Origin of the sequence: Promicromonospora sukumoe 327MFSha3.1 (assembly GCF_000385135.1) — a bacterium.
In the GTDB taxonomy this organism is placed as follows: domain Bacteria; phylum Actinomycetota; class Actinomycetes; order Actinomycetales; family Cellulomonadaceae; genus Promicromonospora; species Promicromonospora sukumoe_B.
The window spans coordinates 965073-976609 of record NZ_ARQM01000010.1; the positions used below are offsets into that span (position 1 = coordinate 965073).

Sequence of the window (11537 nt, forward strand, 5' to 3'; positions counted from 1 at the left end):
GCAGGGCTCAGTAGCGCAGCTCGGCGAGGTAGCCGAGGCTGGTGCACGCGGACGTCACGCCGTCGGGCGACGGCTGGTCGTTCTCCGTGAAGCCGTAGCGGACGCCGGCGAGCGGCGCGGTGGCGAAGATCTCGGCGAAGTCGATGGTGCCCGCGCCGACGTCGGCGAACGAGCCGTCCTCGGCGATGTCCTTGAGGTGCAGCAGCTCGAACCGGCCCGGGTAGCGCGCGAACAGGTCCGTGGCGGCGGTCTCCGTGCTGGCCGCCCAGTACACGTCGAGCTCCATGGTGACGAACGCGGGGTTCGTCTCCCGGACCAGCACGTCGTAGCCCGTGACGCCGTCCTCCTCGGTCTCGAACTCGTACCCGTGGTTGTGGTACGCGACCCGGATGCCCTCCGCGCTCAGCGCCTCGCCCGCCTCGTTGAGGATCGCCGCCGTGCGGGAGTAGTCCGCGAGCGTCCACGAGCCGGAGCCCGAGATACGCACGTACTTCGCGCCGATCGCGTGCGCCTCGGCGGCGACCAGGTCGACGTCGTTCTGCAGGTTCGACAGGCTCACGCCGAGCGACGGCACCTCCAGCCCCGCCTCGTCCGTGAGCGGCGCCAGCTCCGCGGCCGTGTAGCCGTAGAAGTTGCCGGCGGCGCCCGACGGCTCGATGTTCTGGAAGCCGCACTCCGCGAGCGCGCCCAGGGTCCCCTCGGCGTCCGTGGGCATGGTCGCGCGGACCGTGTAGCCCACCAGGCCGATCCTGGACAGGTCGACCGACCGCTCGCCCGTCACCGGGTGCGGCCTGCCCACCTCCGAGGCGGCCGCGGCGCGCAGGATGTCCCGGCGCTCGCGGGCGGTGAGGACCCGCTCGCGCACGAGGTCCTTGGTCACCGAGGTGACCGTCCGGACGAACCTGCCGTGCGTCGCGAACGGCGCGTCGGCCATGATCTCGTCCATCACGGTGCAGCCGGCCCGGGTCTCGTGGTTGGTCACGCCGGAGTCGGCGCCGGCGCCGAACCAGACCGTGGCGTCGCTGGTGTAGCCGTACGCGCACGCGGTGGTTCCGGCGCCCCCGCCGGGCCCGCCCGCCGGCCCCGCCGCCGCCGCGCACGGCGCCAGGACCGGCAGGGTCAGCGTGGCGGCCACGGCGGCGGCGAGCCACGGCTTGGCGGTGCGCCGCAGGGCGCGGGTGGTGGTGCTGGCAGTTCGTCGCATCAGATGAACCCCTCCTGGTCAGCGGACGGTCAGGTCGACCGTCGTCGTGCTCCGTCCGTACACCAGGTCGCCGAGGTACTGCACGGTGACCGGGTGCTTTCCCTTCCCCAGGCCGGACGTCGGGACGACGAGCCGGGCCGGGCCGCGGCCCAGCGTGGCCTTGACCGACGTGTCGCCGACCGTCACCCGGACGGTCCCCGTCGGGGCCGGCTTACCCTTGGCGCCGGGCACGCGGACCTCGGCTCGCACCTCCTGGCCCGCCTTCACCCTCGGCGGGGCGAGCCGCGCCGAGACCTTGGACGCGAGTGCCTGCGAGGTCTCCTCCCCGGTCAGACGTTCGATCCAGACGTTGCGGAACCGCGGGTTCAGGCCTGCGTCGCCGTGGTCCTGCAGCTTGATGTGGCCCGGCGTCGGCCCCTCGGCCTTCCCGTTGCCCGTCTTGCCGTCGATCGGAACGTCGTCGTGCACGAGCTGCCCGTTCCACCACAGGGACAGGCGCGCGTCCTCGGTCTTGGTCCCGTCCGGGGCGAACCGGGCGGCACGGAACTGGATGTCGTACGTCTGCCACGTGCCCATCTCGGTCGCGGCGTTCACGTCCGGGGCCTTCTTCAGGTAGATCGAGCCGGCGTCGTTGTTCTTCGGCGGGTCGATGCCGAAGGACTCCAGCACCTGCACCTCGTAGCGCTCCTGGATGTAGACGCCGCTGTTGCCGCGGGCCTGGCCGGTGACGTCGTCGGCGTGCTGGGGCTGGTACCACTCGGCGTGCATCCGGAAGTCGCCGAACTTCTCCTTGGTGCGGATGTCGCCGCCGAACGACTCCATCGAGCCGTCCGCGACCGGCCACGTCGCGGGCCCGCCGCTCGCCTTCTCGAACGCGTCGAGGTCGCCGCCGTCGAACAGGGTGATGCGCTCGCTGGGCGTGACGGTGAGGCTGTCGAGGTTCACGTGCCCCAGGTCGTCGTCGTCATGGACGTACGCGATCGTGTTGGCGCCCTCGCGCAGCTCGACCGTCTCGGTCTGCGTCTGCCAGTTGGACCAGCTCACGGTGCTGTCGAGCCAGACCTGCTTCTGCTTGACACCGTTGACGTACAGGCTCATCGACCGCGGCGTCGGGCTGGGGTCGGAGTTCTGGCCGTTCGCGTAGCGCAGCGCCAGGTCGTGCGGGCCCGCCTCGCCGGCCTCGACGGCGAACGTGGTGCGCGCGCCCGGCTCCCAGTTGCGGTCCACGAACCCGGCGCCCGAGTACCCGGCGTGGTTGGTGTTCCAGCCCGCGCCGCCGGCGATGTCGGCGGCCTCGGCCTCGTAGACGGGCGGCGGCGTCGAACCGTCGGGCAGGCGGTTCATCGTGTACCAGGCCTCGGTGCTCCACAGCTCCGCGCCGCCCTCGGCCGCGAACGGCCGCGGGGAGTGCACGTTGACGACCCGGCCGGGCTTCAGCCCGTCGATCATCAGGGTCACCGTCTTGCGGTCGTCCGACAGCGTGGCCGAGGTGACCTCCAGGTCCTCCTCGTCGACCTTGGGGCCGCCGTACTGCGGCGTCGAGACGTAGCGCCACTGCGCCGCCTCGTACTTCCCGGCCAGGTCCTCGGCGGTCTCGGCCGACAGCGGCAGCGTGTACTCGATCTCGAAGCCGCCCTCGATCGCGCGCATCTCGAGCATGTCGAACGCCCGGTTCTCGTCGAAGGTGAGCTTCTGCAGGCCGTAGCCGAGCTTGCCGGCCTGGCCCCAGTTGCCCGACCAGCCGATGCCGCCCACGTAGATCGACCCGTCCGGGCCGACGCTCGTCCGGCTCACGCCCGACTCCAGGCCCTGCGTCATGCGGAAGACGGCGCCTTGCTCCTGGCCTGCGACGTCCTCCAGGTAGACGCGCTGCAGGCCGCCGTAGGTCACGTCCCCGATCGCCATCTGGCCCTCGAACACACCCTCGGTGAGGATCACGGGGTTGCTCGGGGAGTTGGAGATCTCACCGTGCGGCATCCACACCACGGGCTCGGTCACCGGCTGGTCGTCGTACGGGCCGTCCGGGTTCGTGTAGTGGTTGTAGAACGCGCCCTCCTGCACGCGCACCAGCTTCGACGTCGGCACGTGCATGCCCTGGTTGTCGGTGACGTACATGCCGCCGTCGGTCCCGAAGCCGAGGCCGTTCGGGGTGCGCAGGCCGCCCGCGAGGTACTCGACCTCGCCGGTGTCCTCGTCGATCTTCAGCACCGAGCCGCGGTTCTCGACGAGCTGCGGGTCGCGCGTCGCGCCGCCGGGCACCATCGCGATGCCGGTGGAGACGTAGAAGTAGCCGTCCTCGTACAGCAGGCCGAACGCGAACTCGTGGTAGTTGCCGCCGAACGGCCAGGTCGCGACCTCGCGGTACTCGTCGGTGACCTCGTCGCCGTCGGTGTCCACGAGCTCCGTCAGGCCGTGCTTCTCGGAGACGTAGATGCGGCCGTCGACCACCTTGAGGCCCATCGGCTCCTCGAGCTCCTCGGCGATCTTGGTGTACGTGACGTCGTCGGCGCCGCCGTCGCCCGTCACGTTCTCGACCAGGTACACCTCGCCGAGCACCGTCTCGCGGTCGCCGCCCCACGTGGCGATGGCCATGCGCCCGTCCGGCAGCCAGTCCATGCCCGTGACCTGCGGCTCGAAGCCGTCCGGGCGCAGGTTCGTCAGCGTGTAGTCGGGGTGCACCTCGGTCAGCGGCAGGCCGTCGCCCGGCGCCTCGTCGACGCCCTCGCAGACCTTGCGCCCCGGGGAGGTGACGCGGGTGACCTCGGCGTCGGTGCTCAGCACCGAGTTCGGCACCAGCGCGAAGCCGGACGCGCCCGGCGGGCGCCACTCCAGCGTGAGCTGCTGGCCGAAGTCGCCGTCGAAGTGGTCCATGCGCAGCGCGTGGTACCCGGCCTCCAGCTCGACCGACCCGTCCTTCGGCGTCGCCCCGTGCTTGCCCGGGTGGTCGACGACGAGGGTCTCGTCGAGCAGCAGGCGCGCTCCGTCGTCGCTGGTGACCCGGAAGTCGTAGCTGCCGGCGTCCGGCACGTTCAGGAAGCCGGTCACCTCGGTGACGAACCGGTCGGTGAGGCCGAAGTCGTCCGCCGTGCGCCAGTCGATCGTCGGCTTCAGCTCGTCGATGTTCGGCGTCTGGCCCGGCTTCAGCGTGCAGTAGTCCTCCAGCGGGACCTGGACGTCGAAGACGCGCATCGTGACGCCGGGCTCCTGGGGCCGGGTCGGGTCGGTGGCCGCCTGGGCCGAGGCTTGCGCCGCGGCCGGGAGCACCGTGAACGGCAGCACGAGCACGCCGAGCATCGCGGCGAGGGTGCGGTGGGTCGATCTACGTTCCATGGGCCTTGCCTCTCCATCGAGGACCTTGCCTGCCGGGGACCGTGCCCGCCGAGGGCGGCGTCGTTGCGCCGACGGCTGGGTACGCCACGTCACTATGCGGTCAGGGGTGACCCCGGACAACGAGTTGCCACTTGTTGCCCCTGGGGCAGTACCCGACGGGTCAGGGGCGGCGGGACGTGGAACCGCGCTCGACGAGCTTGGCGGGCAGCAGCGCCGGTGCCGACAGGCCGGAGGACGTCGCGACCGACGGCCCCGCCGACGGGGAGCGGAGCTGGTTCAGCAGGCGCTGGACGGCGAACGTGCCGAAGTGGCGCAGGGGAGAGGCGACCGTCGTCAGCGGCGGGGTGCAGAAGTCGGAGCCGAAGATGTTGTCGAACCCGACCACGCTCAGGTCGCGGGGCACCTCGATCCCCAGCCGCGTCAGCCCGCGCATCGTGCCGATCGCGACGAGGTCGTTGTAGGCGACGGTCGCGGTTGCGGAGTGCGTGGTCAGCGCCTGGGCGGCCGAGAGCCCGCCCGCGAGCGTGGGCGCGAACGGGCCGAGCCGGCGCGCTCGCAGCCCCAGCTCCTGGGTCGCCTCACGGAAGGCGCGCCAGCGCATGCCGTCCGCCCACGACGCCTCGGGCCCGGCCAGGTACGTCAGCCGGGAGTGCCCCAGGCCCGCCAGGTGCTCGACGGCGCGCCGCATCCCCTGGGCGTTGTCGGTCACGACGCTCGGGACGTCCGCCACCACGCGGTTCATCACGACGGTCGGCCGCTGCTTGGCGACCGCGCGGATCGCCGCGTCCGAGAGCCGCGAGGTGGCCAGCACGACGCCCTCCACCAGGGGCAGGGTGCGCTCCAGCGCCCGGCGCTCGGCCCCGCTGGACTCGTGCGCGTCCACCACCAGCAGCGTGTAGCCCGCGTCGATGGCGGTCTTCTCGGCGCTGCGGATGATCTCGAAGAAGAACGGGTTGGTCAGGTCGGCCACGACGATCGCGAGCAGCGCCGTCCGGCCGTCGGGCATCGCGCGCCCGATCGGGCTCGTCCGGTAGCCGAGCTCGTGGGCGACGCGACGGATCCGGTCCGCCGTGTCAGCGTTGACACGACCCGGCCGGGAGAACGCCCGTGAGACTGTCGAGGGCGCGACGCCGGCGGCCTTGGCGACGTCGTAGATGGTCGGTCTGGTCCGAGAGCTCCCTGTTTCGGCAGTTTCGCCCATGCGCGGGGAGCGTACGGCGCGCGGCCCGCCGACGGCAACCAATTGCCGCAGACCCGCGCGGGCGTGGCAGGTCCTTGCCTGCCCGGCAAGAGGTGGCAACACCTTGACTGCCCTGGTGCCGCACCCTCGAATGACCGCATGACCATGCGCGCCGCATCAGGGACGAGCCCGCCACCCGGGGACGACGACGAGCCCGGCGACCAGCCGGCGGACGAGGCCGTCCAGGTCGAGGCCGCCGAGAGCGAGCTGCGCCGCCTCGGCCTCGAGGAGATCCGCGTGCGCCACCACGGCGACCTCGCCCGGCTCGAGGCCCCGCACCGCGACCTCGCGACCATGACGTCGGAGCCCCTGCGCGGCGAGGTCCTGCGGGCCGTGCGGTCCGCGGGCTTCCGCTCCGTCGCCGTCGACCTGGAGGCCGTCGCGGACGACGCCGGAACCGACCCGCACGACGGCTGACCCGGTCCCGGTGGCAACCGCGTGCCACCGGGGGCTCGCGGTGGCGGGGCAACAAGTGGCAACTCGTTGTCCGGCCCTGGTGGGGCTCATAGTGTCCCCCGTGAAAAGCGGCTCCACAGGCCGGAGCCGCTGACCTGCTCTACCGACCGGCACCTCCGGGACGACGACGTCCGGTGTGCCCTGACCCGCTGCCCCACGGTGTCGACGTCGACCCCGTGCGACGAAACGGAATGAGCGAACTATGGAGGATCACGCCATGGTGACCACCCAGGAGGCCCGTCCCACGACGCCGTCCTCGCCCCGGTCCCGGCCGCCGGCCCAGCCCTCCGGCGGGCCGACGGCGGGGAGCCGGGCGCTCGCGCTGCTCGCGGACTCGTGGCGGCCGGCGGCCGTGCTGCTCGCGCTGTTCGCCCTCTGGTGGTTCGTGGCCTGGCGCGAGCTGGTCCCCGCCTACCTCGTGCCCTCCCCGGGCGCGGTCGCGGAGACCATGGCGGCCGAGTGGCCGATGCTCCTGGAGCACACGTGGGTCACCACGCTGGAGACGATCGTCGGGTTCGTGCTCGCGGCCGTGATCGGCGTGGCGGCCGCCGTGCTGCTGGTCTACTCCAGGACCGCCGAGAAGTCCCTCTACCCGCTCATCCTCTTCGCGCAGGTCATCCCCAAGATCGCGATCGCCCCGATCCTGGTCGTCTGGTTCGGGTTCGGCATGACGCCGAAGATCGTCCTGGCCGTGCTCATCGCCTTCTTCCCGGTCGTCGTCTCGGCCGTCGCGGGGCTGCGCTCGGTCGACCCCGAGCTGCTGGAGATGTCCGCGACGATGGGCGCCTCCCGGTGGAAGACCTTCCGCAAGATCCGGTTCCCCGGGGCCCTGCCGCAGCTCATGTCCGGCCTCAAGGTCGCGGTCACGCTGGCGGTCGTGGGCGCCGTCGTCGGCGAGTTCGTGGGCGCCGACCGCGGCCTCGGGTACGTGCTGCTGCTCGCCAGCGGCAACCTCGACGCACCGCTGCTGTTCGCCGACCTGATCCTCATGTCGCTCATCGGCGTGGTCCTGTTCGTGCTGGTCGAGGTGCTCGAACGGCTCCTCATCCCGTGGCACGCCTCGCGGCGCGGCAACCTCGCGCTCGCGACCGTCTGACCGGACCGGCTCTCTTCCGCGTTCCCGCCGTCACCGTGGCGGCACGACCAGAAAGGCTCTCCCATGCGTGGTGCAACGAAGCAGAGGCGTGGCGGCAGGATCACGATGTCGCTGGGCGTGGCGGGCGTCGCGCTCGCGACGGTCGCGGCCTGCGGGCAGACCGCCGGTGGCGGGTTCGGCGAGCAGAACGCCGAGGGCCTGAGCGAGGTCACCGTGACCCTCAACTGGGTGCCGTACGGCGAGCACGCGCCGTTCTACTACGGCGTGGCGGAGGGCATCTTCGAGGACGAGGGGATCGACCTCACGATCCAGCCGGGCAACGGGTCCGGCAACACCGTGCAGCAGGTCGCGCAGCGCAACACCGACTTCGGGTGGGCGGACACCCCGCCGCTGGCGAACGGCATCAGCTCCGGCATGCCCGTGCGCAGCGTCGGCGTCTTCCTGCAGACCGGCCCCAGCTCCGTCGAGTTCTTCGACGACCAGGGCATCACCGAGCCCGCCGACCTCGTGGGCAAGACCGTCGGCGGCACGCCCGGCGACGCCATGTACGGCACGTTCCCAGCGTGGCTGGAGATCAACGGCGTGAACCCGGACGACGTGACCGTGGTCAACGTGGACGCCGCCGGCAAGATCGCCGCGCTGATCGAGGGCAAGGTCGACGCCATCCAGGGCTTCTACCACGACCAGGCGGCGACCATCGAGAACCAGACCGGCAAGGAGGTCTCGGCCCTGCCGTTCTCGGACTTCGGCATGAACATGCTGGGCACCGGCCTGCTGGCGCACGAGGCGACGATCGACGGCGACCCCGAGCTGGTCCAGGCGATGGTGCGGGCGACGTCGAAGTCGTTCCTCGCGGCGTCCGAGGACCCGGACGCCGCCGTCGCCGCGATGGCCGCCGACGCCGAGCAGGCGCCCGACGAGGAGGTGCTCGCGGCGCAGCTCGAGGCGACGATCGGCCTGCTCAACCTCGAGGAGGCCCCCGCGCCAGGCGTGAACACCGAGCAGCAGTGGACCGACACGCTCACGTTCCTCACCGAGAACACGGAGTTCGAGGGCGAGCCGACGCCGGACGCGTACTGGGACGCGTCCTTCGGGGAGGGCATGTGACCGCCACGACCGGGCCCGCGACCGAGCACAGCGCGTCAGCGCGGGCCGCCGACGTCGAACCGATCATCGAGGTCTCGCACCTCACCCGGCGCTTCACCTCCAAGCGCTCGGAGACCGTGGCGCTCGACGACGTCTCGCTGGCCGTGCTGCCGGGGGAGTTCGTCACGATCGCGGGGCCGTCGGGCTGCGGCAAGTCGACGCTGCTCAAGATCATCGCCGGGCTGACCCTCGCCACCGAGGGCGACGTGCGCCTGTACGGGCGGGCGGTCACCGGGCCGCAGCGCGAGATCGGGTTCGCCTTCCAGCGCTCGGCCCTGCTCGAGTGGCGGGGCGTGCGCAAGAACATCCTGCTCCAGGCCGAGATGCGCGGCATGGACCGGCGCCGCGCCGAGGAGCGCGCCGACCACCTGATCGAGCTCACCGGCCTGACCGGGTTCGAGAAGGCCCTGCCGCACGAGCTCTCCGGCGGCATGCAGCAGCGCGTCGCGCTGTGCCGCGCGCTGCTGCACGAGCCCCGCGTGCTGCTGATGGACGAGCCGTTCGGCGCGCTCGACGCCCTGACCCGCGAGCAGATGAACATCGAGATGAACCGCATCTGGCGCGAGACCGGCACCACCGTGGTGCTGGTGACCCACTCCGTGCCGGAGGCGGTGTACCTGGGCAGCCGGATCGTCGTCATGAGCCCGCGGCCCGGGCGCATCGTGGAGACCCTCGAACCGGGGCTGCCGGAGCGCCGCGAGTACGGGCCGACGCTGACCGACCCCCGGTTCACGGCGGCGGCCGAGCGGCTACGCGACCTGCTCGGCGCCAGCCATGCGCCCGAGTGAGGAGGCTCCGCTCGGGGTGGGGATCATCGGGATGGGCGGCATCGGCGCGATGCACGCCCGTGCCCTCGCTGAGCTCGGGGGGCGGGCGCGGCTCGTCGCGTACAGCGGGCGGGCGCGCCCGCCGGCCGGTCCGGGCAAGCCGGACCTGCCGGCGGTACGCCTCGCACCCGGCGAGGTGATCGCCCACCCCGACGTCGACGTCGTGGCGATCTGCACCCCGAGCGGCACCCACGCGGCGCTCGCGCTGGCGGCGCTGGAGGCCGGCCGGCACGTCGTCGTCGAGAAGCCGCTCGCGCTCGACGTCGACGACGCGCTGCGGGTCGCGCGCGCCGCGCACGAGCGCGGGCGATCCGTCTCGATGATCGCCCAGCGCCGCCTGGAGGCCGAGCACGTCGCGCTCAAGCGGGCCCTCGACGACGGCGCGCTGGGGGAGCTGCGCCTCGCGATGACGCACGTGCACTGGCACCGGGACGACGACTACTACCGCGCGGCGGGCTGGCGCACCGCGGCCGACCAGGGCGGCGGGTCCCTGATGAACCAGGGGGTGCACAACGTGGACCTGCTGCGCTGGCTGTGCGGCCCGGTCGAGTCGGTGACGGCGCAGTCCGGCACCCTCGCGCACGCGATCGAGGCCGAGGACACGACCGTGGCGACCCTCCGGTTCGCCTCGGGTGCGCTCGGCGTGGTGACCACGACGACGGCGACGCCGCCCGGGTTCCCCGCGACGATCTCGCTGTTCGGTTCCCGGGGCTCGGTCGAGCTCGGGCAGGGGGAGGTGCTGCGCTGGGACGTCCCGGGGGTGCCTGCACCGGCGGCGGGCGGGCCGGCGAGCGGCGCGGCCGAGCCGCTCGCGATCGGGCACGCGGGGCACCTGGCGCAGTGGGCGGGCATCGTCGAGGCGCTGGAGACGTCGACGCCGGTGCCCGTCGGCATCGACGACGCCGTCGAGACCGTGCGGCTGCTGTGCGCGATCGAGAAGGCGGCGGCGTCGGGGGCGGTGGTGCGGCCGACAGCCCTCTGATCAGGGATTATGCTGTCCCTGCCGATTCTGAGCCCTGCTCACGAACCTACGGTCCACCAGGTCTCGACGAGGGGGAGCCCGATGCCTGTTGCGCACGAAGAGGACACGGCGCGCCCGGAGCCCGCCACCGCGGACGAGGTCGCGTTGCCCGGGGGCGATCCCCAGGTGCGGCGCGACCGGCGCCTGGGGAACCGGATCATCGGCGGGCTGGTCGGGGCCGTGCTGATCGCCGCGGTCGTGGGCGTGCTGGGCCTCCGCGGAGGGGACGAGCTCGACCCGGTGTTCGAACCGACCGACGTCCCGACGGCCCTGCCCGTGGGCGAGGCCGCGGAGGGTGCCGGTGCGACCGAGGACGTCGCCGGTGTCCCCGTCGGCTTCCCGCAGAGCGTCGACGGCGCGGTCTCGGCCATGATGACCTACGGCAACGCGGCCGACGCGGCGCTGTTCCGGACGCCGCAGGAGCGGGCGCAGATCGCCGAGCGGATCTTCACCGACGAGGGGCACGCCGCGAGCGGCCTGACCGACCAGGCGGCCGCGGAGGCGCAGGACCGGCTGGGGGCGGACGCGCTCACCGGGTGCGCCTACGAGTTCGGTGCCTACAAGGTCGTCTCGGTGGGGAGCTACGGCGCGGAGCGGGTGCCCACCGAGGTGGTCGTCTCCACCTGGGCGCCGTGCCTGAGCGGCGACGGCGAGGCGCAGGACGCCTCCGACGTCGACATCCGCTGGACGCACCAGGCCGGCACCCTGCGCTGGGACGGCAGGGACTGGCGGGTCGAGTCGATCGTCACCCCCGACGGCCGGGCTCCGGAACCCGCCGACCCGGACGACGTCGCGATCACGTTCGAGGAGCGGGCCCGGCTCCTCGGGGCGGGCTGGACGCTGCCGGCCGACGCCACCGAGGAGATCCCGCCGGGCTTCTGGGCGAGCCGCATGCACTGACCGGTGCGGCCCGGGCCGGAGCCCGGGCCAGGCTGCTCAGCGCACAGTCGGCCCCTCGACGGACACCGGTCCGTGGCCGCCCGCGTGCTTGATCTCCAGGTTGAGGGTGCTGCGCGACGTCGGGATCACGACGACCTGGGCCTCGTCACCGCTGGTGTCGATGGCGCGCACGTGCAGGTGCCCGTCCTTGAGCTTGAGCGCGAACTGGTCGGCCCCGGCGACGAAGCGCACCTCGCTGTCGTCGGTGATCACGGTGGGGCCAGTGGGCAGGGTCTTCGGCATGGGTACAGCATGCCCTGGCGCGGCCGCCCGGCACG

General features: G+C 72.6%; 10 protein-coding genes. 6 read left to right on the forward strand and 4 right to left on the reverse strand.

Features of this window, described 5'->3' with window-relative positions; all coding sequences use genetic code 11:
- Positions 1-7 precede the first annotated feature (7 nt).
- The 3 genes from H291_RS29135 to H291_RS0108000 all read right to left on the reverse strand — a co-directional run bounded on the left by H291_RS29135 (position 8) and on the right by H291_RS0108000 (position 5735).
- Positions 8-1204 (reverse strand): sugar phosphate isomerase/epimerase family protein, encoded by a 1197-nt coding sequence (locus H291_RS29135; protein WP_020014461.1) that lies wholly within the window; start codon positions 1202-1204, stop codon positions 8-10.
- Positions 1205-1222: 18 nt separating this feature from the next.
- Positions 1223-4534, reverse strand: coding sequence for a family 16 glycoside hydrolase (locus H291_RS0107995; protein WP_157236770.1), 3312 nt, complete (start codon positions 4532-4534; stop codon positions 1223-1225).
- A 160-nt stretch (positions 4535-4694) separates the two neighbouring features.
- A complete protein-coding gene (locus H291_RS0108000) occupies positions 4695-5735 on the reverse strand; it encodes a LacI family DNA-binding transcriptional regulator (protein WP_033325806.1) in 1041 nt (346 codons plus the stop codon).
- Positions 5736-5873: 138 nt separating this feature from the next.
- On the opposite strand from H291_RS0108000, the gene H291_RS0108005 reads away from it, so the two are divergent.
- The 6 genes from H291_RS0108005 (at position 5874) to H291_RS0108030 (ending at position 11220) form a co-directional block, all read left to right on the forward strand.
- Positions 5874-6191: a hypothetical protein gene (locus H291_RS0108005; protein WP_020014464.1), complete on the forward strand. Its 318-nt coding sequence runs from the start codon at positions 5874-5876 to the stop codon at positions 6189-6191.
- Positions 6192-6447: 256 nt separating this feature from the next.
- Positions 6448-7326: an ABC transporter permease gene (locus tag H291_RS0108010; protein ID WP_020014465.1), complete on the forward strand. Its 879-nt coding sequence runs from the start codon at positions 6448-6450 to the stop codon at positions 7324-7326.
- A 63-nt stretch (positions 7327-7389) separates the two neighbouring features.
- Entirely contained in the window at positions 7390-8433 is a 1044-nt protein-coding gene (locus H291_RS0108015; RefSeq protein ID WP_232216005.1) for an ABC transporter substrate-binding protein, read from the forward strand.
- Positions 8430-9260, forward strand: coding sequence for an ABC transporter ATP-binding protein (locus H291_RS0108020; RefSeq protein ID WP_020014467.1), 831 nt, complete (start codon positions 8430-8432; stop codon positions 9258-9260). The genes H291_RS0108015 and H291_RS0108020 overlap by 4 nt, the downstream gene beginning before the upstream one ends.
- Positions 9247-10281, forward strand: a complete 1035-nt coding sequence (locus H291_RS0108025) for a Gfo/Idh/MocA family protein (RefSeq protein ID WP_033325809.1) — start codon at positions 9247-9249, stop codon at positions 10279-10281. The genes H291_RS0108020 and H291_RS0108025 overlap by 14 nt, the downstream gene beginning before the upstream one ends.
- Positions 10282-10362: 81 nt before the next feature.
- Positions 10363-11220 (forward strand): hypothetical protein, encoded by an 858-nt coding sequence (locus H291_RS0108030; protein ID WP_020014469.1) that lies wholly within the window; start codon positions 10363-10365, stop codon positions 11218-11220.
- 36 nt (positions 11221-11256) lie between these two features.
- Here the strand turns inward: H291_RS0108030 and H291_RS0108035 are convergent, their stop codons facing one another.
- Entirely contained in the window at positions 11257-11502 is a 246-nt protein-coding gene (locus tag H291_RS0108035; RefSeq protein ID WP_020014470.1) for a hypothetical protein, read from the reverse strand.
- Positions 11503-11537: the final 35 nt, after the last annotated feature.

What these genes read in the sequence shown, in the direction of transcription:
- H291_RS0108025 (WP_033325809.1), top strand. Translation starts at nt 9,247, where the DNA reads ATGCGCCCGAGTGAGGAGGCTCCGCTCGGGGTGGGGATCATCGGGATG.
- H291_RS0107995 (WP_157236770.1), bottom strand. Translation starts at nt 4,534, where the DNA reads ATGGAACGTAGATCGACCCACCGCACCCTCGCCGCGATGCTCGGCGTG.
- H291_RS0108005 (WP_020014464.1), top strand. Translation starts at nt 5,874, where the DNA reads ATGACCATGCGCGCCGCATCAGGGACGAGCCCGCCACCCGGGGACGAC.
- H291_RS0108000 (WP_033325806.1), bottom strand. Translation starts at nt 5,735, where the DNA reads ATGGGCGAAACTGCCGAAACAGGGAGCTCTCGGACCAGACCGACCATC.
- H291_RS0108035 (WP_020014470.1), bottom strand. Translation starts at nt 11,502, where the DNA reads ATGCCGAAGACCCTGCCCACTGGCCCCACCGTGATCACCGACGACAGC.
- H291_RS0108010 (WP_020014465.1), top strand. Translation starts at nt 6,448, where the DNA reads ATGGTGACCACCCAGGAGGCCCGTCCCACGACGCCGTCCTCGCCCCGG.
- H291_RS0108015 (WP_232216005.1), top strand. Translation starts at nt 7,390, where the DNA reads ATGCGTGGTGCAACGAAGCAGAGGCGTGGCGGCAGGATCACGATGTCG.
- H291_RS0108030 (WP_020014469.1), top strand. Translation starts at nt 10,363, where the DNA reads ATGCCTGTTGCGCACGAAGAGGACACGGCGCGCCCGGAGCCCGCCACC.
- H291_RS29135 (WP_020014461.1), bottom strand. Translation starts at nt 1,204, where the DNA reads ATGCGACGAACTGCCAGCACCACCACCCGCGCCCTGCGGCGCACCGCC.